The organism is Streptomyces sp. 3211.6, from assembly GCF_003634815.1.
Classification (GTDB): domain Bacteria; phylum Actinomycetota; class Actinomycetes; order Streptomycetales; family Streptomycetaceae; genus Streptomyces; species Streptomyces katrae_A.
Map to the genome: position 1 here is coordinate 4,762,992 of NZ_RBXC01000001.1, position 24,042 is coordinate 4,787,033.

Genomic DNA, 24,042 nt, shown 5'->3' on the forward strand with positions numbered 1-24,042 from the left:
AGCCATGGCATACGGTGTGAAGATCGCCAAGGGCGACGCTTACAAGCGCGCTGCGAAGGCGCGCCGCCACATCCGCATCCGCAAGAACATGTCGGGTACGGCGGAGCGTCCGCGCCTCGTCGTGACGCGTTCGAACCGCGGTATCACCGCTCAGGTGATCGACGACCTCAAGGGTCACACCCTGGCGTCGGCGTCCCACCTGGACGCGTCGGTCCGTGGCAGCGAGGGCGACAAGTCCGCGCAGGCCAAGCAGGTCGGCGCCCTGGTCGCCGAGCGCGCCAAGGCCGCTGGTGTCGAGGCCGTCGTGTTCGACCGTGGTGGCAACAGGTACGCCGGGCGCATTGCCGCTCTGGCTGACGCCGCCCGCGAAGCCGGGCTGAAGTTCTAAGCCCCGGTTCCGGGACTAACGGACGTAACAGAGAGAGGTAATCCAATGGCTGGACCCCAGCGCCGCGGCAGCGGTGCCGGTGGCGGCGAGCGGCGGGACCGGAAGGGTCGCGACGGTGGCGCTGCCGCCGAGAAGACCGCTTACGTTGAGCGCGTTGTCGCGATCAACCGCGTCGCCAAGGTTGTCAAGGGTGGTCGTCGCTTCAGCTTCACCGCGCTCGTCGTGGTGGGTGACGGTGACGGCACCGTAGGTGTCGGTTACGGCAAGGCCAAGGAAGTTCCCGCGGCCATCGCCAAGGGCGTCGAGGAAGCCAAGAAGAACTTCTTCAAGGTTCCCCGCATCCAGGGCACCATCCCGCACCCGATCCAGGGCGAGAAGGCGGCCGGCGTTGTCCTGCTGAAGCCTGCTTCCCCCGGTACCGGTGTTATCGCCGGTGGCCCGGTGCGCGCCGTTCTGGAGTGCGCCGGCGTTCACGACATCCTGTCGAAGTCGCTCGGCTCCGACAACGCGATCAACATCGTGCACGCGACCGTGGAGGCCCTCAAGGGCCTGCAGCGTCCCGAGGAGATCGCGGCTCGCCGTGGTCTGCCGCTCGAGGACGTCGCTCCCGCGGCTCTGCTCCGTGCGCGTGCAGGGGCGGGTGTCTGATGGCCCGCCTCAAGATCACGCAGACGAAGTCGTACATCGGCAGCAAGCAGAACCACCGCGACACCCTGCGTTCGCTCGGGCTCAAGCGCCTGAACGACGTGGTCGTCAAGGAGGACCGCCCCGAGTTCCGCGGAATGGTGCACACCGTCCGCCACCTCGTGACGGTTGAGGAGGTTGACTAATCATGGCTGAGAACAGCCCGCTGAAGGCCCACAACCTCCGTCCCGCCCCCGGTGCCAAGACCGCGAAGACCCGTGTGGGTCGCGGTGAGGCGTCGAAGGGTAAGACGGCTGGTCGTGGTACGAAGGGTACGAAGGCCCGCTACCAGGTTCCGCAGCGCTTCGAGGGCGGGCAGATGCCCCTCCACATGCGCCTGCCGAAGCTGAAGGGCTTCAAGAACCCGTTCCGCACCGAGTTCCAGGTTGTCAACCTGGACAAGCTCGGTGCCCTCTACCCCGAGGGTGGAGAGGTCACGGTGGCCGACCTGGTCGCCAAGGGCGCGGTTCGCAAGAACAGCCTCGTCAAGGTCCTGGGCCAGGGCGAGATCTCCGTGGCGCTGACGGTTGCGGTTGACGCCGTCTCCGCCTCCGCCAAGGAGAAGATTGCCGCCGCCGGCGGCACCGTCACCGAGCTCGTCTAAGACGAACTTTGTGACAAATAGCGAGTAAAACCCGACCGGGGATGCCTCACATATGGGGCATCCCCGGTTGGTCGTTCCACGGGGGGCGCAGTCGCCGGTAAGGTGGCCTGCACCTTTGCTTGTACGTATTCGTCGATCCTCAGACCGTCACCTCTGACGCAGTAGCGCGGGGGTCGCAGGAGGCACCGTGCTCACCGCGTTCGCCCGGGCGTTCAAGACGCCCGACCTGCGCAAGAAGCTGCTCTTCACGCTCGGCATCATCGTGCTGTATCGGCTCGGGTCCCACATCCCGGTACCCGGCGTGAGCTACAAGAACGTTCAGATCTGTGTGGACCAGATGGGGAGCAGCAACAGCCTCTTCGGTCTGGTCAACATGTTCAGCGGCGGTGCGCTGCTGCAGATCACGATCTTCGCGCTCGGCATCATGCCGTACATCACCGCGAGCATCATCCTGCAGCTGCTGACCGTGGTCATTCCGAAGCTGGAGAACCTCAAGAAAGAGGGACAGGCCGGCACCTCGAAGATCACTCAGTACACGCGCTATCTGACGGTCGCGCTCGCGATCCTCCAGGGCACCGGCCTGGTCGCCACCGCGCGCACCGGCGCCCTGTTCGGGAGCTGCCCGGTCGCTCGCGAGATCGTCCCGGACCGCTCGATCTTCACCACCATCACCATGGTGGTCACCATGACCGCCGGTACCTGCATCGTCATGTGGCTCGGTGAGCTGATCACCGACCGCGGCATCGGCAACGGCATGTCGATCCTGATGTTCATCTCGATCGCGGCCGGCTTCGTCTCCGCCCTGTGGACGATCAAGCTCCAGGGCAAGATCGCTGGTGGCTGGGTCGAGTTCGCGGTTGTCATCCTGGTCGGCCTCGCGATGGTGGCCCTGGTGGTCTTCGTCGAGCAGGCCCAGCGCAGGATCCCCGTCCAGTACGCGAAGCGCATGATCGGCCGCCGTGCCTACGGGGGCACGTCCACCTACATCCCGCTCAAGGTGAACCAGGCCGGTGTCATCCCGGTCATCTTCGCCTCGTCGCTGCTGTACATCCCGGCCTTGATCGTGCAGTTCAGCGGTTCGACCGCGGGCTGGGCGACCTGGATCCAGAAGCACTTCGTCAAGGGCGACCACCCGTACTACATCGCCGCCTACTTCCTCCTGATCGTCTTCTTCGCGTTCTTCTACGTGGCGATCTCGTTCAACCCCGAGGAAGTTGCCGACAACATGAAGAAGTATGGTGGGTTCATCCCGGGCATCCGCGCCGGCCGGCCTACCGCTGAGTACCTGAGCTACGTACTCAACCGGATCACCTGGCCGGGGTCGCTGTACCTGGGTCTCATCGCTCTAGTGCCGACAATGGCGTTGGCCGGCTTCGGAGCGAACCAGAACTTCCCGTTCGGCGGGACGAGCATCCTGATCATCGTGGGTGTGGGTCTGGAAACCGTGAAGCAGATCGAGAGCCAGCTCCAGCAGCGCAACTACGAAGGGTTCCTCCGCTGATGCGAATCGTCCTCGTCGGACCCCCCGGGGCGGGCAAGGGAACGCAGGCCGCGTTCCTCGCCAAGAACCTGTCGATCCCGCACATCTCCACGGGCGACCTCTTCCGCGCCAACATCAGCCAGGGCACTGAGCTGGGTGTCCGCGCCAAGGCGTTCATGGACCGCGGTGAGCTCGTTCCCGACGAGATCACCATCGGCATGGCCAAGGACCGCATGGAGCAGCCGGACGCCGCGGGCGGTTTCCTGCTCGACGGCTTCCCGCGCAACGTGGCCCAGGCCGAGGCGCTCGACGCGATGCTGTCCGGGGCGGGCATGAAGCTCGACGCCGTCCTCGACCTGGAGGTCGACGGGGCCGAGGTCGTCAAGCGCATCGCCGGCCGGCGGATCTGCCGCCAGGACTCCGCGCACGTGTTCCACGTGATCTACGCGGCTCCGAAGACCGAGGGCGTCTGCGACCAGTGCGGCGGCGAGCTGTACCAGCGCGACGACGACTCCGAGGCCACGGTCCGCAACCGGCTGGACGTCTACCACACGCAGACCGAGCCGATCATCGACTACTACAAGGCCCAGGGTCTGCTGGTGACCATCTCCGCCCTCGGCGAGGTGCACGAGATCACCAAGCGGGCGATGGACGCCCTGAAGAAGTAGTCACTCCTGTACGTGACCGACAGTACGGCCGCGATGTCCTCCGGGCATCGCGGCCGTACTGTTGGGAAGACCCCGTTTTTCGAAGGTGGAAGGCCGTTTCATGGTTCAGCTGAAGACCCCCGAGCAGATCGCGAAGATGCGCGAGGCAGGGCTGGTCGTCGCCGCGATCCACGCGGCGACCCGTGAGGCGGCGGTGCCGGGCGCCACGACGCGGGACCTGGACATGGTGGCCCGCAAGGTCATCGCGGACGCCGGGGCGAAGTCGAACTTCCTCGGCTACGGCGGCTTCCCCGCGACCATCTGCACCTCGGTGAACGAGGTCGTCGTCCACGGCATCCCGGACGACAAGACGGTCCTCAAGGACGGCGACATCATCTCCATCGACGCCGGCGCCATCGTGGACGGCTGGCACGGGGACGCGGCCTACACGGCCTTCGTGGGCACCGGTCACGCTCCGGAGCTGGTCGAGCTGTCCCGGGTGACCGAGGAGTCCATGTGGGCCGGTATCGCGGCCATGAAGACGGGCAACCGCCTCGTGGACATCTCGAAGGCGATCGAGGGCTACATCAAGCGCCAGCCCCGCCCGTCGACCGGCGAGCACAGCCTCGGCAAGTTCGGGATCATCGAGGACTACGGCGGCCACGGCATCGGCACCGAGATGCACATGGACCCCCACCTGCTGAACTACGTCTCGCGCAAGCGGGGCAAGGGCGTCAAGCTGGTCCCCGGCCTCTGCCTGGCGATCGAGCCGATGGTGTCCCTGGGCACCGCCCAGACGGAGGTACTGGCCGACGACTGGACGGTCATCACCACGGACGGCACCTGGTCCTCGCACTGGGAGCACTCCGTCGCCCTCACGGAGGCCGGCCCCATCGTCCTGACCAGCCCGGACTGCGGCAAGGCGAAGCTCGCGGAGTACGGCGTCACCACGGCGCCGGACCCCCTCGGGTAGCCGCCGGTTAATGATCTAGACTCTGGGGCAAACTTTCCGGATTCGTCTTTCTGGGTGCCCTGACGTAGACTGACTCGTCGGCTTGCGTGCATTTACATGTCCGTGGGCCGATCAAGGTAGCCGATTCGAAAGGCGAAGCGTGGCCAAGAAGCAAGGTGCCATCGAGATCGAGGGCACCGTGATCGAGTCCCTCCCGAACGCCATGTTCAAGGTGGAACTCCAGAACGGTCACAAGGTCCTCGCGCACATCAGCGGGAAGATGCGTATGCACTACATCCGCATCCTTCCCGATGACCGGGTCGTTGTGGAGCTGTCTCCTTACGACCTGACGCGTGGCCGGATCGTCTACCGATACAAGTAGATCTTGCCCCCGCACCCCGCTCCGGCGCGGGTGGTGGCACTGACCCGGAGAACCTCACCCACATGAAGGTCAAGCCGAGCGTCAAGAAGATCTGCGACAAGTGCAAGGTGATCCGCCGTCACGGCCGGGTCATGGTCATCTGCGACAACCTGCGCCACAAGCAGCGCCAGGGCTGACGCACGCCGACCGACCTGCCTTACGCAGTTCTTCGCGCGACGTAACAAAACGTACATACGCAGAACCCGCCCAGCCCTGCGAGGGGCCGGCGGTACCTCCGGCGGGGGCCGGGGACCCGGACGTACCACCACCCATCCCGGTGGTCGGCGGTCGGGATCGGTTCTGCGGAAGACCCCCGAACACACAGGAGCCATTGCATGGCACGCGTTTCCGGTGTCGACATCCCGCGCGAAAAGCGCGTGGAGATCGCACTCACCTACGTCTTCGGTATCGGGCGCACCCGGTCCAAGGAGATCCTCGCCGCTACCGGCGTGAACCCGAACACCCGCGTTCGTGACCTGGCCGAAGAGGACCTCGTCAAGATCCGCGAGTACGTGGACGCCAACCTCCGTACCGAGGGTGACCTCCGCCGCGAGATCCAGGGCGACATCCGCCGCAAGATCGAGATCCAGTGCTACCAGGGCATCCGCCACCGTCGTGGCCTGCCGGTGCACGGTCAGCGCACCAGCACGAACGCACGTACCCGCAAGGGCCCGCGTCGCGCGATCGCCGGCAAGAAGAAGCCGGGCAAGAAGTAGTCCTGTTCAGCGGTCTTGCGCTGTAGGACCGACCACCTCCCGTAGGAGTAAGAGATGCCCCCCAAGGGTCGTCAGGGCGCTGCCAAGAAGGTGCGCCGCAAGGAAAAGAAGAACGTCGCTCACGGGCACGCCCACATCAAGAGCACGTTCAACAACACGATCGTCTCGATCACGGACCCGTCCGGCAACGTGATCTCCTGGGCCTCCGCCGGCCACGTCGGCTTCAAGGGCTCGCGCAAGTCCACCCCCTTCGCCGCGCAGATGGCCGCCGAGTCGGCCGCCCGCCGCGCGCAGGAGCACGGCATGCGCAAGGTCGACGTCTTCGTCAAGGGTCCCGGCTCCGGCCGTGAGACCGCGATCCGCTCCCTCCAGGCCACCGGCCTCGAGGTGGGTTCGATCCAGGACGTCACCCCCACCCCGCACAACGGCTGCCGCCCGCCGAAGCGCCGCCGCGTCTGACGCAGCGGACGCACCTGTGCGTTCTTGAGTGTCCGGGCGGTGCGCCCCCTGCGGGGGACGTACCGCCCGTACCCTTGTAAGTCCGCGGCCCCCGGGCCGCACCCGTCGGGCGTCAAATAGTGGGCGTCCACGACTGAAGGAACAGACATGCTTATCGCTCAGCGTCCTTCGCTGACCGAAGAGGTCGTCGACGAGTACCGCTCGCGGTTCGTGATCGAGCCGCTGGAGCCGGGCTTCGGCTACACCCTCGGCAACTCCCTGCGCCGTACTCTCCTGTCCTCCATCCCGGGTGCCGCTGTCACCAGCATCCGCGTGGACGGCGTCCTGCACGAGTTCACCACCGTGCCGGGCGTCAAGGAAGACGTCACGGACATCATCCTCAACATCAAGCAGCTGGTCGTCTCCTCGGAGCACGACGAGCCGGTCGTGATGTACCTGCGCAAGCAGGGTCCCGGCCTGGTCACCGCTGCCGACATCGCGCCCCCGGCCGGTGTCGAGGTGCACAACCCGGACCTGGTCCTCGCCACGCTCAACGGCAAGGGCAAGCTGGAGATGGAGCTGACCGTCGAGCGCGGTCGCGGCTACGTCTCCGCCGTCCAGAACAAGCAGGCGGGCCAGGAGATCGGCCGTATCCCGGTCGACTCGATCTACTCGCCGGTCCTGAAGGTCACCTACAAGGTCGAGGCGACCCGAGTCGAGCAGCGCACCGACTTCGACAAGCTGATCGTCGACGTCGAGACCAAGCAGGCCATGCGCCCGCGCGACGCCATGGCGTCCGCAGGCAAGACCCTGGTCGAGCTGTTCGGTCTGGCCCGCGAGCTCAACATCGACGCCGAGGGCATCGACATGGGCCCGTCCCCGACGGACGCCGCCCTGGCCGCCGACCTGGCGCTGCCGATCGAGGAGCTGGAGCTCACCGTTCGGTCGTACAACTGCCTCAAGCGCGAGGGCATCCACTCCGTGGGTGAGCTCGTCGCCCGCTCCGAGGCCGACCTGCTCGACATCCGCAACTTCGGTGCGAAGTCGATCGACGAGGTCAAGGCGAAGCTCGCCGGCATGGGCCTGGCCCTCAAGGACAGCCCGCCCGGATTCGACCCGACCGCCGCCGCCGACGCCTTCGGCGCCGACGACGACGCGGACGCCGGTTTCGTCGAGACCGAGCAGTACTAAGAGAAAACTTTCCCGGGGCGTCCGCCCCGGGGGAACTGACACCGGTACCTGACACGGCCGGTGCAGATATGAAGGAGTAACACCATGCCGCGTCCCGCTAAGGGTGCCCGTCTGGGCGGCTCCGCCGCGCACGAGAAGCACCTTCTCGCGAACCTCGCGAAGGCGCTCTTCGAGCACGGCCGCATCACCACCACCGAGGCCAAGGCCCGCCGCCTGCGTCCCTACGCCGAGCGTCTGGTCACCAAGGCCAAGAAGGGCGACATCCACAACCGTCGCCTGGTGCTGCAGACGATCACGGACAAGAGCATCGTGCACACGCTGTTCACCGAGATCGCCCCGCGCTACGAGAACCGCCCCGGTGGTTACACGCGCATCACCAAGATCGGCAACCGTCGTGGCGACAACGCCCCGATGGCCGTGATCGAGCTGGTCGAGGCCCTCACGGTCGCCCAGCAGGCCACCGGCGAGGCCGAGGCTGCCACCAAGCGTGCGGTCAAGGAGGCCGAGGCCAAGTCCGAGGCTGCCGAGACCGAGGCTGTCGAGGAGACCAAGGAGGCCTGATCCCGCTTCGGGATCGAGCTTGCTTGATCGGCTCTGAACGGGCCCGCCCCTTCCCGGGGCGGGCCCGTTCTGCATTTCTGTGCGTCTGAGAGGATCTGTCACGTGAGTGACGAGGTGGAGCCCGGGCACGTCCGGGTACGGCTGGACCTGTCCTACGACGGCAAGGACTTCTCCGGCTGGGCGAAGCAGCGCACGCTGCGGACCGTCCAGGGCGAGCTGGAGTCGGCCCTGAAGACCGTGATGCGGCTGCCCGAGCCGGTCGAGCTGACCGTCGCCGGGCGCACCGACGCCGGCGTGCACGCCCGCGGGCAGGTCGCGCAGTTCGACATCGCCGACGAGGTGTGGGCCGAGCACCGCGCCTTGCTGCTGCGCCGCCTCGCCGGCCGGCTGCCGCACGACATCCGGGTGTGGAAGGTCGCCGAGGCCCCCCAGGGGTTCAACGCCCGGTTCTCCGCGATCTGGCGCCGCTACGCGTACCGCGTCGGCGACCACCAGGGCGGGGTCGACCCGCTGCGCCGCGGGCACGTGCTGTGGCACCAGTGGCCGCTGGACGTGGACGCCATGAACGAGGCCTCCCGCGCGCTGCTCGGCGAGCACGACTTCGCCGCCTACTGCAAGAAGCGCGAGGGCGCCACGACCATCCGCACCCTCCAGGAGCTGAGCTGGGTGCGGGGCGAGGACGGGATCGTCACCGCGACCGTCCGGGCCGACGCCTTCTGCCACAACATGGTCCGCTCCCTGGTCGGCGCCCTGCTGCACGTCGGCGACGGCCACCGGCCCGTCGAGTGGCCCGGGCAGGTCCTGGCCGCGGCGGTACGGGATTCCTCCGTGCACGTGGTCAAGCCGCACGGGCTGACCCTGGAGGAGGTCGGCTACCCCGCCGACGAGCTGCTGGCCGCCCGCAGCAAGGAGGCGCGGAACATGCGCACCCTGCCGGGCAAGGGCTGCTGCTAGACGGTTTGGGCCCGGCCCCGCCGGACCTGGAGAATGCCCGGCATGGGACATCTCGAAGCCAGCCATCTGGAGTACTACCTGCCCGACGGACGGGTACTGCTCCCCGACGTCTCCTTCCGCGTGGGGGAGGGGGCGGTGGTGGCCCTCGTGGGGGCCAACGGCGCCGGCAAGACCACCCTGCTGAAGCTGATCTCCGGTGAGCTCCAGCCGCACGGCGGCGGGGTCACGATCAGCGGCGGCCTCGGTGTGATGTCCCAGTTCGTGGGCTCGGTGCGGGACGAGTCGACCGTACGGGACCTGCTGGTCTCGGTGTCCCAGCCGCGGATCCGGGACGCGGCGAAGGCCGTGGACCGGGCCGAGGAGCTGATCCTCACCGTGGACGACGAGGCCGCGCAGATGGCCTACGCCCAGGCGCTCAGCGACTGGGCCGACGTCCAGGGCTACGAGGCGGAGACGCTCTGGGACGTCTGCACGATGGCCGCGCTGGCCATCCCGTACGACCAGGCCCAGTTCCGGCAGGTGCGCACGCTCTCCGGCGGCGAGCAGAAGCGGCTCGTCCTGGAGGCGCTGCTGCGCGGCCCGGACGAGGTGCTGCTGCTGGACGAGCCGGACAACTACCTCGACGTCCCGGGCAAGCGGTGGCTGGAGGAGCAGCTGCGGGCCACCCGCAAGACGGTCCTGTTCGTCTCCCACGACCGGGAGCTGCTGACCCAGGCCGCAGAGAAGATCATCAGCCTGGAGGCGAGCCCGATGGGCTCCGACGTCTGGGTGCACGGCGCGGGCTTCGGCACGTACCACGAGGCACGCAGGGAGCGCTTCGCCCGCTTCGAGGAGCTCAAGCGGCGCTGGGACGAGGAGCACGCCCGGCTGAAGGCCCTGGTGCTGCGGCTGCGCAACCAGGCGGCGAGCAGCCCCGACATGGCCTCCCGCTACCGGGCGATGCAGACCCGCTTCCAGAAGTTCGAGGAGGCCGGCCCGCCGCCGGAGCCGCCGCGCGAGCAGGACATCACGATGCGGCTCAAGGGCGGCCGGACGGGCGTGCGCGCGCTGACCGTGGAGAACCTGGAGCTGACCGGGCTGATGAAGCCGTTCTCGCTGGAGGTCTTCTACGGGGAGCGCGTCGCGGTCCTCGGCTCGAACGGTTCCGGCAAGTCGCACTTCCTGCGGCTGCTGGCGGGTGAGGACGTCAAGCACACGGGTGACTGGAAGCTGGGCGCACGGGTGGTTCCCGGCCATTTCGCGCAGACCCACGCCCACCCGGAACTGTTCGGCCGCACGCTCGTCGACATCCTGTGGACGGAGGCGGCCAAGCCGCTGGGCCAGGCGATGGGGGCGCTGCGCCGCTACGAGCTGGACCGGCAGGCGGAGCAGCCGTTCGAGCGGCTGTCGGGCGGCCAGCAGGCGCGGTTCCAGATCCTGCTGCTGGAGCTGGCGGGGACCACGGCCCTGCTGCTGGACGAGCCCACCGACAACCTCGACCTGGAGTCGGCGGAGGCCCTGCAGGACGGTCTGGAGTCGTACGAGGGCACCGTGCTGTGCGTGACGCACGACCGCTGGTTCGCGCGCACGTTTGACCGTTACTTGGTCTTCGGTTCAGACGGTGTTGTCCGGGAGACTCAGGAGCCCGTCTGGGACGAACGTAGGGTCGAGCGCAAGCGCTAGGGGACGGACCTCCCCCGCGCGGGTCGAGGGGGAGGCGTGGTGGGGTTGCGGCCTAGCATCTGGCTCATGCGCATCTGGCTGACGCGGAGTGGCCGGCCGGTCACGGGGGACCGGCTGGTCGTCTGGCTGCTCCGACCGGCGCCGCGGTCCTGGCGGGCGGTGGCACTGGTGGTGCTGCTGGCCGTCTCGGTGTCGACGAGCCTGCGGGAGAACTGGGGCTCGGACAACGCGTTCGTGGTCAAGGCGGCGGACGCCCTGCTGGCGGGGGTCTCCCCGTACGAGGACCGGCGCTTCCTGTACCCGCCGAGTGCGGTGCTCATGGCGGTGCCGGAGGCGCTGGTGCCCACGGGGGTGCTGCGCTGGCTGCTTCCGGCGGGGATCTCGGGGCTGGTCGGCGTCGGCTGGTGGGCGGCGCTGCGGCTGTTCTCCGTACCGCTGTGCTCGCGGTTCGCGGTCGGCGGGCTGGGGCTGCTGGGGCTGGTGTACAAGCCGTACCTGAACCTGGTGCTGATCGGGAACTGGACGGCGGTCTCCGCGGCCGCCCTGCCGGTGGCGCTGCTGCTGGCGCACCGCAGGTCGTGGGCGGCGGCGGGGCTGGTGGTGGGTCTGGCGATCGCCTGCAAGCCGATGCTGGTGCCGGCCGGGCTGGTCTTCGTGCTGGCCCGGCGGTGGCGGGGGCTGGCGGTGGCGGTGGCGGTGCCGCTGGGGCTGTCGGTGGCGGGGGCGCTGCTGATGCCGAGCCCGACGCTGTTCTTCACCAAGACGCTGCCGTTCCTGTTCCAGGGGCAGGACGCGTACGCGCTGCCCTGGGACGCCTCGCCGATCGCGGTGCTGCCGCGGCTGGGGGTGCCGCAGCCGGTGGCGGTGGCGGTGGCCTTCGCGGGGGCCGGCGCCGGGCTGTGGGGTGCCTGGCGCAGGTGGCGGCGGCCCGGTTCCGCCGAGCCGGACGGGGGAGAGCTGCGGCTGGCGGAAACGGCCTGCATGGTGATGCTCGCCGCATTCCTGGTGTCCCGTCCCTCCTTCGACCACTACCTCCTGGTGGTGCTGCCGCTGCTGCTGGCCTCGGGGGTGCGGCCGGGCTCGATGCCCCGCTCGCCCTGGTTCTGGCTGGCCCTGACCCCTCAGCTGGCGCTGGTTCCGTGGCCGTCGGAGCTGGCCCACAAGCGGCGTGCGTTCAAGGACGCGGCGACCCTGTGCGGGCTCGCGTGTCTGCTGGCGCGTCGTGCCACCCGTTCCGTTCGGGTTATCCTGGAGCCCGTAACAACTGCGGGGTCCCCACCCAGGACCGAACCGGAGTGCGCCGCGACGTCAGCAGCATCGGCATCGCGGACCGCGTTTTGACCCATACGGGTCTGCTTGGGTATCCTGCTGGTTTGTTATGCGTATGGGCTTTCTCATTCTCACGTGAAAGGGCCTTACGCCGGTCCACCGGACCGATGACCAGCGGTTTTCACTCGGGTGCGTCCCCGATGTGAACGAGGGCTGTCGTGATCGTCCGTGGTGACCCTGTCAGGACCCTTCCCGCGGGGCTCGTGCCCTATGGGATGACCCACCACTGAAGAAGCGAAGGCATACGCGTGCGTACGTTCAGCCCCAAGCCCGGCGACATCTCGCGCCAGTGGCTCGTCATCGACGCCCAGGACGTTGTCCTCGGCCGTCTGGCGACCCAGGCCGCTGCCCTCCTGAAGGGCAAGCACAAGCCGACTTACGCCCCCCACATGGACATGGGCGACTTCGTCATCGTCATCAACGCCGACAAGGTTCACCTGTCCGGCAACAAGGCCTCCCAGAAGATGGCCTACCGCCACTCCGGTTTCCCGGGCGGTCTGCGCTCCGTGCGCTACGACGACCTGCTGGCGAACAACCCGGAGAAGGCCGTCGAGAAGGCCGTCAAGGGCATGCTCCCCAAGAACTCCCTGGGCCGTCAGATGCTCTCGAAGCTGAAGGTCTACTCGGGCGACCAGCACCCGCACGCTGCCCAGCAGCCGGTGCCGTTCGAGATCACCCAGGTCGCGCAGTAGTTCCGGCCACCCCCTAAACACAGAGAATTCTGAGGAGCATCGTGGCCGAGACCACCGCCGAGACCCCCGTCGACGAGTTCGAGGGCGTCGAGGAGTACACCACCGAGTCGGACGTCGTCGTCGAGGGCGACTACACCTCCGAGTCCCTTGCCGGTCGCTTCGGTGACCCCCAGCCGGCCGCCGGCCTGGGCCGTCGCAAGAACGCCATCGCCCGCGTCCGGATCGTTCCGGGCACCGGCAAGTGGAAGATCAACGGTCGCACCCTTGAGGACTACTTCCCCAACAAGGTGCACCAGCAGGAAGTCAACGAGCCCTTCAAGCTCCTCGAGCTTGACGGCCGCTACGACGTCATCGCCCGCATCTCGGGTGGCGGCGTCTCCGGTCAGGCCGGCGCCCTGCGCCTCGGCGTGGCCCGCGCGCTGAACGAGGCGGACGTGGACAACAACCGCCCGGCGCTGAAGAAGGCCGGCTTCCTCTCCCGCGACGACCGTGCGGTCGAGCGCAAGAAGGCCGGTCTCAAGAAGGCCCGTAAGGCTCCGCAGTACAGCAAGCGTTAATCTGCGCCTGCTGTTCAGCAACGAAACCGCCCCGGCAGCACTCTCTGTGCTGCCGGGGCGGTTCGTTTACCGCCAAAAACGGCAAACACCTGTCACTAGCGGGCACCAAGCGAAGCGTGAACTCGGGAGGACAACAGTGGGACGACTCTTCGGGACGGACGGTGTGCGAGGCGTCGCCAACGCGGATCTGACGGCTGAGCTCGCGCTCGGCCTCTCCGTGGCGGCCGCACACGTACTGGCCGAGGCGGGCACCTTCGCGGGCCACCGCCCCACGGCGGTGGTCGGCCGCGATCCCCGCGCCTCGGGCGAGTTCCTGGAGGCCGCGGTCGTCGCCGGCCTCGCCAGCGCCGGCGTGGACGTCCTGCGCGTCGGTGTGCTGCCCACCCCGGCGGTGGCGTATCTCACCGGTGCGCTGGGCGCCGACCTCGGCGTGATGCTCTCCGCGAGCCACAACGCCATGCCCGACAACGGCATCAAGTTCTTCGCGCGCGGCGGCCACAAGCTCGCCGACGAGCTGGAGGACAAGATCGAGGCCGTCTACGAGGAGCACCGCACCGGCGCCCCCTGGGCCCGGCCCACCGGCGCCGGCGTCGGCCGGGTCTCGGACTACGACGAGGGCTTCGACAAGTACGTCGCCCACCTGATCGGCGTCCTGCCCAACCGCCTCGACGGCCTGAAGATCGTCCTGGACGAGGCCCACGGCGCGGCCGCCCGCGTCTCTCCCGAGGCCTTCACCCGGGCCGGCGCCGAGATCGTCACCATCGGTGCCGAGCCCGACGGCCTGAACATCAACGACGGCTGCGGCTCCACCCACCTCGACCTGCTCAAGAGCGCCGTCGTCGAGCACGGGGCGGCCCTGGGCATCGCCCACGACGGGGACGCCGACCGCTGCCTCGCGGTGGACGCCGACGGCAACGAGATCGACGGCGACCAGATCCTCGCCGTGCTCGCCCTCGCCATGCGCGAGGCCGGGCAGCTGCGCGGGAACACCGTCGTCGCCACCGTCATGTCGAACCTGGGCTTCAAGCTGGCCATGGAGGCCGAGGGCGTCCAGCTCGTCCAGACCGCCGTCGGCGACCGGTACGTCCTGGAGTCGATGAAGGAGCATGGCTACGCCCTGGGCGGCGAGCAGTCCGGCCACGTGATCATCCTCGACCACGCCACCACCGGCGACGGCACCCTCACCGGCCTCATGCTGGCCGCCCGGGTCGCCGCCACCGGCCGCTCCCTGGCCGACCTCGCCGGGGTCATGACCCGGCTCCCGCAGGTCCTGATCAACGTCAAGGACGTCGACAAGTCCCGCGTCTCCACCTCCGCCGAGCTGGCCAGCGCGGTCACCGAGGCCGAGCGCGAGCTCGGTTCCACCGGACGGGTGCTGCTGCGCCCCTCGGGCACCGAGCCGCTCGTACGGGTGATGGTGGAGGCCGCCGACATCGAGCAGGCCCGCGCGGTCGCCGGGCGGCTCGCCGACGTGGTGAAGTCGGCGCTGGGTTAGGTCTGCGGCCGGACCTGCGTCCGCGACGGCCGCTGCGGGGGTGCCCCGCAGCGGCCGTCGCGGGCTTTCAGAGCTTGCGCAGGCTCAGCTTCGTGACCTTGTGGTCGGGGCCCTTGCGGACGACGAGGGTGGCGCGGCCGCGCGTGGGGGCCACGTTCTCCAGCAGGTTGGGCTTGTTGATGGTCCGCCACATCGTCTTCGCGTAGTCCAGGGCCTCCTCCTCCGAGACCTGGGTGTACTTGCGGAAGTAGGAGAACGGGTTCTGGAACGCGGTCTCGCGCAGCTTCCGGAAGCGGTTGAGGTACCAGCGCTCGATGTCCTCGGGGCGGGCGTCCACGTACACGCTGAAGTCGAAGTAGTCGGCGAGGCCGACCCGGGTCCGGCCGTCCTTGCCGGGGAGGGCCGGCTGGAGGACGTTCAGGCCCTCGACGATGAGGATGTCCGGGCGGCGCACGACGAGCCGCTCGTCCGGGACGATGTCGTAGATCAGGTGCGAGTAGACCGGGGCGGTGACCTCGTCCTTGCCGGCCTTGATGTCGGCGACGAACTTGGTGAGCGCGCGGCGGTCGTAGGACTCGGGGAAGCCCTTGCGGGAGGTCAGGCCGCGGCGCTGGAGCTCCTTCATCGGGTAGAGGAACCCGTCCGTGGTGACCCGTTCGACGCGCGGGTGCTCGGGCCAGCGGGCCAGCAGGGCCTGGAGCAGACGGGCCACCGTGGACTTGCCGACGGCGACCGAGCCGGCCACCCCTATGACGAACGGGGTCCCCTGCTGGGCGCCGTGGCCGTTGCCGCCGGCGTCGCCGAGGAAGGTGTTCAGGGTGCCGCGCAGGTTGCTGGTGGCGCCGACGTAGAGGTTGAGCAGGCGCGAGAGCGGCAGGTAGACGTCCCGGACCTCGTCGAGGTCGATGACGTCTCCGAGGCCGCGCAGCCGCTCGACCTCCTCCGCCGTCAGCGGCAGGGGGGTGCGCTCGCGCAGGGCGCTCCACTCGGCCCGCGTGAGGTCGACGTAGGGCGAGGGCTCGGGCACCCGGCGGGGACCGGGACGCTCCGTTGCGTGCTCCGGAGTACAGCGCGTCGGCGATGTGATCACACCGCCCATTGTCGGGGCTCGGGGCCCCTCGTGGGTGGTGGGGTCGGTCACGTGGCGGTGCCGGGCGGCGGGAAGGCCAGGTGGGGCGGTGGAGCGCGACCGGGTCTCGATCGGAAGCCCGTCCTGTCTCGTGCCGATCACGATTTCCCGGTGTGACCAGGAAGATCCCGCGGATGTGCCCTTAACACCGGTCACGTGATCGAGCAAGTCGTACATTGTTCGTCACCGCGACGTTGACCGGCGTCCTGCGGTGATCTTGCTTCATGGGGGAGAGCTTTCACGTGGGTACCACGTCTGTCCGTCGCGGCGTCCTGGCCGCGTCCGCCGTTTCCTTGTGCCTACTGGCCGCCGCGGACGCGAGCGGGGACGAGAGGCTCGGATGAGACCCGGACGCGTGCGGCGCGCGGCCGCGACAGCCGTCTCGGGGCTGGCGCTGGCCGCGCTGGCCACAGGATGCGGGGCGGGCCGGCCCGCCGTGATCGTGGTGGAGGCGGACGTCCAGGCCGCCGAGCTGCCGGTTTCCGACCAGGCCGCCGGGCCGGCCCGCAAGGGGCAGCACGTCGTTCCCCCGCAGCAGGGCAGGCTCCAGGCGGCCCCGGAGCGCCTGCTGGTCGCCCAGGGGGACCTCCTGGACCACAAGGTGACCCCGGAGGCGCACGACAGCGCCCCGGCGGCGAGCGTGGACCGGCCCGAGTGCCGGGAGCTGGCCCGTGCGGTCTCCGGCTTCCTGCCGGCGGGGCGGACCGGCTGGGCCCGGGCCTCGGTCGTCGCGGTGGCGTCGGCGCTGCCGGACGACGCGCCGGAGGGGCAGAAGCGGGCGGCCGCGCAGGACGCCGCCAGCTCGACGGTGACGGTCGTGACCGTCGGCTCGTACGCCGGGGACGCCGCCCACGGGCACTTCGCCGAGGTGCAGGCGGCCGGGCGGGCCTGTGAGGGCGGGTACGCGGCGACGGTGAACGGGGAGTCCTTCACCGTGACCCGGGTCGTCCCGCACGCCGCGTACGGCGGTGACGAGTCCCTGGCCTACACCGTCGAGGCGGAGCGCGACGGGGAGCCGTACCAGACCGAGCTGATGGTGGTCCGCAAGGGCGCCACCCTCGTGAACTTCCACGCCAGCCGGCTCTCCGGCGAGGCGCAGTTGGCGGCTCCCGCGATCGAGGCACAGGTCAGGAAGCTGGGCTGACGTCCCGCCAGGGCGGGGGGTCGCCCGGGCGGGTCAACCCCGCGCCGGCGGATTCGCCGGGGCGGGGTTTTCGTCCTGTTCGGGTACCCGACAGCGGACCGACTCAGGCGTACCCTGCGCCCTATGTGCGGAATTGTGGGATACGTGGGAGCGCAGTCGGCGCTCGATGTGGTCATCGCCGGACTGAAGCGGCTGGAGTACCGCGGCTACGACTCGGCCGGGGTCGCCGTCCTCGCCGACGGCAAGCTCGTCAGCGCCAAGAAGGCCGGAAAACTCGTCAACCTGGAGAAGGAGCTGGTCGCGCAGCCGCTGCCCGCGGGCTCCACGGGCCTCGGGCACACCCGGTGGGCGACCCACGGCGGGCCCACCGACGTCAACGCCCATCCCCATCTGGACAACTCCGGCCGGGTGGCGGTCGTCCACAACGGGATCATCGAGAACTTCGCCGCTCTCCGCGCCGAACTGGCCGAGCGCGGGCACCGGCTGGAGTCCGAGACGGACACCGAGGTCGTCGCGCACCTGCTGGCCGAGCACTTCGAGGCGGCCCGGGAGGCCGGGCGGGCGGGGGGACCGGCAGGGCCGGGAGGGTTGGGGGGATCGGGGCTCGCGGAGGCGATGCGGCAGGTGTGCCGGCGGCTCGAAGGGGCGTTCACCCTGGTCGCGGTGCACGCCGACGAGCCGGACGTGGTGGTCGGGGCGCGCCGGAACTCCCCGCTGGTGGTGGGCGTTGGGGAAGGTGAGAACTTCCTCGCCTCGGACGTGGCCGCGTTCATCGCCCACACCCGATCCGCGATCGAGCTGGGGCAGAACCAGGTCGTCGAGCTCCGCCGCGACGGGGTCTCGGTGACCGGCTTCGACGGTTCGCCCGCGTCGGTGCGGGCCTACCACGTGGACTGGGACGCCTCGGCGGCCGAGAAGGGGGGTTATGACTACTTCATGCTCAAGGAGATCGCCGAGCAGCCGAAGGCTGTCGCCGACACCCTCCTGGGCAGGATCGACGCGAGCGGCCTGCTGACCCTGGACGAGGTGCGCATCCCCGCCTCGGTGCTCCGCGAGGTCGACAAGGTCGTGATCGTGGCGTGCGGTACGGCGTACCACGCGGGCATGATCGCGAAGCTGGCCATCGAGCACTGGACCCGCATCCCGTGCGAGACCGAGCTGGCCAGCGAGTTCCGCTACCGCGACCCCATCCTGGACCAGCGGACGCTGGTGATCGCGATCTCGCAGTCCGGCGAGACCATGGACACCCTGATGGCGTTGCGCCACGCCCGTGAACAGGGTGCCCGGGTGCTGGCCGTCTGCAATACGAACGGGTCGACCATCCCGCGCGAGTCGGACGCCGTGCTGTACACGCACGCCGGGCCGGAGGTGGCCGTCGCCTCGACCAAGGCGTTCCTGACGCAGCTGGTGGCCTGCTACCTCGTCGCCCTGTACCTCGGCCAGGTGCGCGGGACGAAGTGGGGCGACGAGATCGAGGCGGTGATCCGGGAACTGTCGGACATCGCCGCGGCGGTGGACCGCGTCCTGGAGACGATGGAGCCGGTCCGGGCCCTGGCGCGCTCGCTCGCCGACAAGGACACCGTGCTGTTCCTCGGCCGGCACGTCGGATACCCGGTGGCGCTGGAGGGCGCGCTCAAGCTCAAGGAGCTGGCGTACATGCACGCCGAGGGCTTCGCGGCGGGCGAGCTCAAGCACGGGCCGATCGCGCTGATCGAGGAGGACCTGCCGGTCGTGGTCGTCGTCCCGTCGCCGCGCGGCCGCTCCGTCCTGCACGACAAGATCGTCTCGAACATCCAGGAGATCCGGGCGCGCGGGGCGCGGACCATCGTCATCGCCGAGGAGGGCGACGACGCGGTCGTGCCGTACGCCGACCACCTGATCCGGATTCCGGCCACCCCGACGCTGCTGCAGCCGCTGGTGGCGGCGGTCCCGCTCCAGGTGTTCGCGTGCGAGCTGGCGACCGCGCGCGGCAACGAGGTGGACCAGCCGCGTAACCTCGCGAAGTCGGTGACCGTGGAGTGAGCGAGTAGTTGGGGTTTTTGCCGTGATTGTCGGTGTGGGGATTGACGTGGCCGAGATCGCCCGGTTCGGCGCGGCGCTGGAGCGGACGCCGCAGATGGCGGAGCGGCTCTTCCTCCACTCCGAGTTGACGCTCCCGAGCGGCGAGCGGCGCGGAGTCGCCTCGCTCGCCGCCCGGTTCGCGGCCAAGGAGGCCCTGGCCAAGGCGCTGGGCGCGCCCGGGGGCCTGTTGTGGACCGACGCCGAGGTGTACGTCGAGGACACGGGGCAGCCGCGGCTGCGGGTGTCCGGCACCGTCGAGGCCCGGGCGCGGGCGCTCGGGGTGAAGTCCTGGCACATCTCGCTGAGTCATGACGCCGGGATCGCGTCGGCGGTGGTGATCGCGGAGGGCTGAGGCCCGGCGTGTGCGGCAGGCTGGTGGTATGCGTACTGCTTACAGCGTGGAGACCGTGCGGGCCGCCGAGCGCGAGTTGATGGCCCGTCTGCCGGAGGGCGCCCTGATGGCGCGGGCCGCGGCCGGGCTGGCCGCCGTGTGCGCGGAGCTGCTGGCCGGGGGCCGGGGCCGGGTCTACGGGGCCCGGGTGGTGCTGCTGGTCGGGCCCGGGGACAACGGCGGCGACGCCCTGTACGCGGGCGCCCGGCTGGCCCGGCGCGGGGCGGGGGTGACGGCGGTGGCGATGGACCCCGATCGGATGCACCCGGGCGGGCTGGCCGCGCTGCGCGCCGCGGGGGGACGGGTCGGGGCCGCGGTGCCGGAGCGGGCCGACCTGGTCGTGGACGGGCTGCTCGGGATCGGCGGCCGGGGCGGGCTGCGGCCGGCCGCGGCGGAGCTGGTGCAGCGGATCCCGGCCGGGGTGCCCGTGGTCGCGGTGGACCTGCCGAGCGGGGTGGACGCCGATACCGGGGAGGTGTCCGGGCCGGCGGTGACGGCCGATGTGACGGTGACCTTCGGGGCGTACAAGCCGGGGCTGCTGACCGACCCGGGGGCCTCGCGGGTGGGGGCGGTGCGGCTGGTGGACATCGGGCTGGAGTTCCCGGACTCCGCCGTCGCGATGGAGGCGCTGCAACACGCCGACGTGGCCCGGCTGCTGCCGGTGCCGACGGCGTCGAGCGACAAGTACCGGCGCGGGGTCGTCGGGGTCGTCGCCGGATCGGAGCAGTACCCGGGCGCGGCGGTGCTCGCCGTGGCGGGGGCGCTGCGGGGCGGCGCGGGCGCGGTGCGGTACGTGGGTCCGGCGGCGGAGGCCGTACTGGCGCGGTTCCCCGAGGTGCTGGTCGGGCCGGGGCGGGTGCAGGCCTGGGTGGTCGGGCCGGGGCTGGGCTCGGGGCGTGCGGAGGAGGTCGGGCGGGCCCTGGCGGACGCGGACGTGCCGGTGCTGGTCGACGCGGACGGGCTGCGCGGGCTGGACCCCGCGGCGGTGCGGGCGCGCCGGGCCGCGACCCTGCTGACCCCGCACGCGGGGGAGGCGGCGGCGCTGCTGGGGGTGGCCCGGGAGGCGGTGGAGGCGGGCCGGCTGGGCGCCGTACGGGAGTTGGCGGGGCGGTACGGGGCGGCGGTCCTGCTGAAGGGGTCCACGACGCTGGTCGCCCCCGCTGGGGGCGGGGCCGTGCGGGTGAACCCGACGGGCACGCCGTGGCTGGCCACCGCCGGGAGCGGCGACGTGCTGTCCGGGCTGGCGGGGGCGCTGCTCGCCGGGGGGCTCGGCGGGGTGGACGCGGGGGCCGTGGCGGCGTACCTGCACGGCCTCGCGGGGCGGTTCGCGGCGGGTGGGGCCCCGGTGGTGGCGCAGGAGGTGGCCACCGCGCTACCGCAGGCGTGGCGAAGCGTAACGGCGTAACCCGCCCGGCCGATCCCGCCCCACGTCCGCTGTGAGGGGGTTGCTCCCCGCCCCGCCCTTCCTCCGTTCCCCGAGGCTCCGCCTCGGACTCCCGCGCCTCGAACTCCTCCGGCTGTCGGCGGGAGGTACCCCTAGGCGGGGCTCATCTGGGGGTGGCGAATGGGGCGAATCGTGCTGGATCACCGGGTCGTGCGGGTTCTGAGAGACTGTGGGCGATGAACGAGACACCGATGCGCGTGTACGCCGAGATCGATCTTGATGCCGTACGGGCCAACGTGCGTGCCCTGCGGGCGCGGGCGCCCCGGGCCGAGCTGATGGCCGTCGTCAAGGCGAACGCCTATGGGCACGGGGCCCTCCCGTGTGCCCGGGCGGCCCAGGAGGCCGGGGCCACCTGGCTCGGCACCGCCACCCCCGAGGAGGCGCTGGAGCTGCGCGCCGCCGGGATCCAGGGGCGGATCATGTGCTGGCTGTGGACCCCCGGCGGGCCCTGGCAGGAGGCCGTCGAGGCCGACATCGACGTGTCCGTCAGCGGGATGTGGGCCCTGGAGGAGGTCCGCGCGGCCGCCCGCGCGGCCGGCCGCACCGCCCGTATCCAGCTCAAGGCCGACACCGGCCTCGGCCGCAACGGCTGCCAGCCCGCCGACTGGGCCGAGCTCGTCGGCGCGGCCGTCGCCGCGCAGGCCGAGGGAACCGTCCGGGTCACCGGCGTCTGGTCGCACTTCGCCTGCGCCGACGAGCCCGGCCACCCCTCCATCCGGCTCCAGCTCGACGCCTTCCGCGACATGCTGGCCTACGCCGAGAAGGAGGGCGTCGACCCCGAGGTCCGGCACATCGCCAACTCGCCCGCGACCCTCACCCTCCCCGAGGCCCACTTCGACCTCGTCCGCCCCGGCCTGGCCGTCTACGGCGTCTCGCCCTCCCCCGAGCTCGGCACACCGGCCGAACTCGGCCTGCGGCCCGCCATGACCCTCAAGGCCTCGCTCGCCCTGGTCAAGACCGTCCCCGCCGGGCACGGCGTGAGCTACGGCCACCACTATGTCACCGGCTCCGAGACGCACCTCGCGCTCGTCCCCGCCGGCTACGGCGACGGCCTTCCGCGGGGCGCCTCCGGCCGCGGGCCCGTGCTCGTCGCCGGGAAGATCCGGCAGGCCGCCGGGCGGATCGCCATGGACCAGTTCGTCGTGGACCTCGGAGAGGACCGCGCCGAGGCGGGCGACCAGGTCGTCATCCTCGGCGACGCCGAGCGCGGCGAGCCGACCGCCGAGGACTGGGCTCAAGCGGCGCATACGATCGCGTATGAGATCGTCACCCGTATCGGAGGTCGGGTGCCCCGGGTCTACCTCGGCGGCTGAGGCTGAGTGAGGACGGCGACGTCGTGAGCGGGAACGGGTCGTGAGCGAGAACTGGCGCAAGGCCGGCTGGGCCGGCGCCGCCATCGGTGTCATGGCGGCGGGCGCCGCGGCCGGTGTCGCCGTCGAACGGATCACCGTGGGCCGGGGCATCCGCCGCAAGGCGCGCCTCGCGCTGGACGCCGCCGGGGACTACGGCTCCCTGCGCGGGACCGAGGGCACCTGCCGCGCCGAGGACGGCACCGAGCTCTACTACGAGGTCGACGAGGCGGAGGAGGGGCCCCGGAGCGCCGGCAGGCGCCGGCCGCGCCGCAAGGGCGCCGCCCCGGCCACCGTCGTGTTCTGCCACGGCTACTGCCTCAGCCAGGACTCCTGGCACTTCCAGCGCGCTGCCCTGCGCGGGACCGTCCGCTCCGTCTACTGGGACCAGCGCAGCCACGGCCGCAGCGCCCGCGGCCTCGCCCAGGCCGACGGCGAGCCCGTCACCATCGACCAGCTCGGCCGCGACCTCAAGGCCGTCATCGACGCCGCCGCGCCCGAGGGCCCGCTCGTCCTCGTCGGCCACTCCATGGGCGGCATGACCGTCATGGCCCTCGCCGAGCAGTTCCCCGAGCTGGTGCGCGAGCGCGTGCTCGGGGTGGCCCTGGTCGGGACCTCCAGCGGGCGGCTCGGGGAGGTCACGTACGGGCTGCCGGCCATCGGGCAGGGCGCGGTGCGCCGCCTGCTGCCGGGCGTGCTCAGGGCCCTCGGCTCCCAGGTGGAGCTCGTGGAGAAGGGCCGCCGGGCCACCGCCGACCTCTTCGCCGGGATGATCAAGCTCTACTCCTTCGGCTCCCGCGACGTCGACCCCGGCGTCGCGCGCTTCGCCGAGCGGCTGATCGAGGCCACCCCCATCGACGTGGTCGCCGAGTTCTTCCCGGCCTTCCAGACCCACGACAAGAGCGCCGCCCTCCAGCGGTTCGCCGACGTCCCCGTCACCGTGGTCGCCGGGGACCGGGACATGATCATCCCGGCCGGGCACAGCGTGGCGATCAAGGAGGAGCTTCCGGCCGCCGAACTGGTGGTCCTGGAGGAGACCGGCCACCTGATGATGCTCGAACGCCCCGAGATCGTGACGGGGCTGCTCACCGGCCTGCTGGAGCGCGCCGGAGCCGTCCGCGCACCGACTAACGTTGGGGCGCATGGAAGACGTACAGCGGGAAGCGCCGCGCAGCCCGGCCGCTGAGGCCCTGGCCAAGGCCGCCGCCGAAACCCTGATCACCGTCGACTCGCCCGCCTCCATGCAGGAGCTGGGCCGCAGGATCGCCGGCCTGCTGCGCCCCGGCGACCTGGTCCTGCTGACCGGTGAGCTCGGCGCGGGCAAGACCACCCTGACCCGGGGGCTGGGGGAGGGGCTGGGCGTGCGCGGGGCCGTGACCTCGCCGACCTTCGTGATCGCCCGGGTGCACCCGTCCCTGGGCGACGGGCCGCCGCTGGTGCACGTGGACGCGTACCGGCTGGGCGGCGGGCTGGACGAGATGGAGGACCTGGACCTCGACGTCTCGCTGCCCGAGTCCGTGGTCGTCGTGGAGTGGGGCGACGGCAAGGTGGAGGAGCTTTCCGACGACCGGCTGCACGTGGTCATCGGACGGGCGGTGGGCCACGAGGAGGTCCTGGACGACGTGCGCGAGGTCGCGCTGCGCGGCGTCGGTGCGCGCTGGGCCGAGGCCGGGCCGGAGCTGGCGCGGCTCTCGCCGGCGTAGCCGTTCCGGCCGTTCCGGCCGTTCCGCCGACGAGGTACCGACAACTCGTC

The 24,042-nt window shown here is 70.6% G+C and carries 27 protein-coding genes; 26 read left to right on the plus strand and 1 reads right to left on the minus strand.

Going from position 1 to position 24,042, the window contains the following annotated elements; translation table 11 throughout:
- Positions 1-4: 4 nt before the first annotated feature.
- The 19 genes from rplR to glmM all read left to right on the plus strand — a co-directional run bounded on the left by rplR (position 5) and on the right by glmM (position 14,771).
- The gene (rplR, locus tag BX286_RS22135; protein WP_079429303.1) at positions 5-388 is read left to right on the plus strand and encodes a 50S ribosomal protein L18; all 384 of its coding nucleotides are present in this window, start codon (positions 5-7) and stop codon (positions 386-388) included.
- A gap of 45 nt (positions 389-433) precedes the next feature.
- Positions 434-1,036, plus strand: a complete 603-nt coding sequence (gene rpsE, locus BX286_RS22140) for a 30S ribosomal protein S5 (RefSeq protein ID WP_007265914.1) — start codon at positions 434-436, stop codon at positions 1,034-1,036.
- Positions 1,036-1,218: a 50S ribosomal protein L30 gene (gene rpmD, locus BX286_RS22145; RefSeq protein ID WP_005313525.1), complete on the plus strand. Its 183-nt coding sequence runs from the start codon at positions 1,036-1,038 to the stop codon at positions 1,216-1,218. Before rpsE ends, rpmD begins: the two co-directional genes overlap by 1 nt.
- A gap of 2 nt (positions 1,219-1,220) precedes the next feature.
- On the plus strand, positions 1,221-1,676 hold the full coding sequence (gene rplO / locus BX286_RS22150; RefSeq protein WP_079429304.1) for a 50S ribosomal protein L15: 456 nt from the start codon (positions 1,221-1,223) through the stop codon (positions 1,674-1,676).
- A 187-nt stretch (positions 1,677-1,863) separates the two neighbouring features.
- Positions 1,864-3,177, plus strand: coding sequence for a preprotein translocase subunit SecY (gene secY, locus BX286_RS22155; RefSeq protein ID WP_079429305.1), 1,314 nt, complete (start codon positions 1,864-1,866; stop codon positions 3,175-3,177).
- Positions 3,177-3,824 (plus strand): adenylate kinase, encoded by a 648-nt coding sequence (locus BX286_RS22160; RefSeq protein WP_079429306.1) that lies wholly within the window; start codon positions 3,177-3,179, stop codon positions 3,822-3,824. The genes secY and BX286_RS22160 overlap by 1 nt, the downstream gene beginning before the upstream one ends.
- A 100-nt stretch (positions 3,825-3,924) precedes the next feature.
- Positions 3,925-4,776, plus strand: coding sequence for a type I methionyl aminopeptidase (gene map / locus BX286_RS22165; RefSeq protein ID WP_079429307.1), 852 nt, complete (start codon positions 3,925-3,927; stop codon positions 4,774-4,776).
- Positions 4,777-4,915: 139 nt separating this feature from the next.
- Positions 4,916-5,137, plus strand: a complete 222-nt coding sequence (gene infA, locus BX286_RS22170) for a translation initiation factor IF-1 (RefSeq protein WP_003956442.1) — start codon at positions 4,916-4,918, stop codon at positions 5,135-5,137.
- Between the two features lie 62 nt (positions 5,138-5,199).
- Positions 5,200-5,313, plus strand: coding sequence for a 50S ribosomal protein L36 (gene rpmJ, locus BX286_RS22175; protein WP_003956441.1), 114 nt, complete (start codon positions 5,200-5,202; stop codon positions 5,311-5,313).
- A 198-nt stretch (positions 5,314-5,511) separates the two neighbouring features.
- The gene (rpsM, locus tag BX286_RS22180) at positions 5,512-5,892 is read left to right on the plus strand and encodes a 30S ribosomal protein S13 (protein ID WP_079429308.1); all 381 of its coding nucleotides are present in this window, start codon (positions 5,512-5,514) and stop codon (positions 5,890-5,892) included.
- A 54-nt stretch (positions 5,893-5,946) separates the two neighbouring features.
- Positions 5,947-6,351, plus strand: a complete 405-nt coding sequence (rpsK, locus tag BX286_RS22185) for a 30S ribosomal protein S11 (RefSeq protein WP_003956432.1) — start codon at positions 5,947-5,949, stop codon at positions 6,349-6,351.
- A gap of 147 nt (positions 6,352-6,498) precedes the next feature.
- Complete coding sequence (locus tag BX286_RS22190; RefSeq protein WP_045945292.1) at positions 6,499-7,521, plus strand: DNA-directed RNA polymerase subunit alpha; 1,023 nt, start codon at positions 6,499-6,501, stop codon at positions 7,519-7,521.
- 84 nt (positions 7,522-7,605) lie between these two features.
- The gene (rplQ, locus tag BX286_RS22195) at positions 7,606-8,082 is read left to right on the plus strand and encodes a 50S ribosomal protein L17 (RefSeq protein ID WP_042812344.1); all 477 of its coding nucleotides are present in this window, start codon (positions 7,606-7,608) and stop codon (positions 8,080-8,082) included.
- Positions 8,083-8,184: 102 nt separating this feature from the next.
- Positions 8,185-9,036: a tRNA pseudouridine(38-40) synthase TruA gene (truA, locus tag BX286_RS22200; RefSeq protein ID WP_079429309.1), complete on the plus strand. Its 852-nt coding sequence runs from the start codon at positions 8,185-8,187 to the stop codon at positions 9,034-9,036.
- Between the two features lie 42 nt (positions 9,037-9,078).
- Entirely contained in the window at positions 9,079-10,698 is a 1,620-nt protein-coding gene (locus BX286_RS22205) for an ABC-F family ATP-binding cassette domain-containing protein (RefSeq protein ID WP_121016115.1), read from the plus strand.
- Positions 10,699-10,764: 66 nt separating this feature from the next.
- Positions 10,765-12,039: a glycosyltransferase family 87 protein gene (locus tag BX286_RS22210; RefSeq protein ID WP_079429311.1), complete on the plus strand. Its 1,275-nt coding sequence runs from the start codon at positions 10,765-10,767 to the stop codon at positions 12,037-12,039.
- Positions 12,040-12,275: 236 nt separating this feature from the next.
- Entirely contained in the window at positions 12,276-12,719 is a 444-nt protein-coding gene (gene rplM / locus BX286_RS22215; RefSeq protein WP_079429312.1) for a 50S ribosomal protein L13, read from the plus strand.
- A 41-nt stretch (positions 12,720-12,760) separates the two neighbouring features.
- Positions 12,761-13,276, plus strand: a complete 516-nt coding sequence (gene rpsI / locus BX286_RS22220) for a 30S ribosomal protein S9 (RefSeq protein ID WP_045945298.1) — start codon at positions 12,761-12,763, stop codon at positions 13,274-13,276.
- Between the two features lie 136 nt (positions 13,277-13,412).
- On the plus strand, positions 13,413-14,771 hold the full coding sequence (gene glmM / locus BX286_RS22225) for a phosphoglucosamine mutase (RefSeq protein WP_100863073.1): 1,359 nt from the start codon (positions 13,413-13,415) through the stop codon (positions 14,769-14,771).
- Positions 14,772-14,838: 67 nt separating this feature from the next.
- On the opposite strand, the gene coaA is transcribed toward glmM, so the two are convergent.
- On the minus strand, positions 14,839-15,861 hold the full coding sequence (gene coaA / locus BX286_RS22230) for a type I pantothenate kinase (protein ID WP_079431903.1): 1,023 nt from the start codon (positions 15,859-15,861) through the stop codon (positions 14,839-14,841).
- Between the two features lie 379 nt (positions 15,862-16,240).
- Between coaA and BX286_RS22235 the strand changes: the two genes are divergently transcribed.
- The 7 genes from BX286_RS22235 (at position 16,241) to tsaE (ending at position 23,992) form a co-directional block, all read left to right on the plus strand.
- Complete coding sequence (locus tag BX286_RS22235) at positions 16,241-17,044, plus strand: hypothetical protein (RefSeq protein ID WP_123995444.1); 804 nt, start codon at positions 16,241-16,243, stop codon at positions 17,042-17,044.
- A 123-nt stretch (positions 17,045-17,167) separates the two neighbouring features.
- Positions 17,168-19,066 carry a glutamine--fructose-6-phosphate transaminase (isomerizing) gene (gene glmS, locus BX286_RS22240; protein WP_121016117.1) on the plus strand — a complete coding sequence of 633 codons (1,899 nt, stop codon included), beginning with the start codon at positions 17,168-17,170 and terminating at the stop codon, positions 19,064-19,066.
- Positions 19,067-19,088: 22 nt separating this feature from the next.
- Positions 19,089-19,457, plus strand: coding sequence for a holo-ACP synthase (locus BX286_RS22245; RefSeq protein ID WP_079429316.1), 369 nt, complete (start codon positions 19,089-19,091; stop codon positions 19,455-19,457).
- Positions 19,458-19,485: 28 nt separating this feature from the next.
- Positions 19,486-20,901, plus strand: coding sequence for an NAD(P)H-hydrate dehydratase (locus tag BX286_RS22250; protein ID WP_121016119.1), 1,416 nt, complete (start codon positions 19,486-19,488; stop codon positions 20,899-20,901).
- Between the two features lie 215 nt (positions 20,902-21,116).
- Positions 21,117-22,253 (plus strand): alanine racemase, encoded by a 1,137-nt coding sequence (gene alr / locus BX286_RS22255; RefSeq protein ID WP_187344174.1) that lies wholly within the window; start codon positions 21,117-21,119, stop codon positions 22,251-22,253.
- A 91-nt stretch (positions 22,254-22,344) separates the two neighbouring features.
- Positions 22,345-23,475 carry an alpha/beta fold hydrolase gene (locus BX286_RS22260; protein ID WP_100864131.1) on the plus strand — a complete coding sequence of 377 codons (1,131 nt, stop codon included), beginning with the start codon at positions 22,345-22,347 and terminating at the stop codon, positions 23,473-23,475.
- Complete coding sequence (tsaE, locus tag BX286_RS22265; RefSeq protein ID WP_100863069.1) at positions 23,432-23,992, plus strand: tRNA (adenosine(37)-N6)-threonylcarbamoyltransferase complex ATPase subunit type 1 TsaE; 561 nt, start codon at positions 23,432-23,434, stop codon at positions 23,990-23,992. The genes BX286_RS22260 and tsaE overlap by 44 nt, the downstream gene beginning before the upstream one ends.
- The last annotated feature ends 50 nt before the right edge of the window (positions 23,993-24,042 follow it).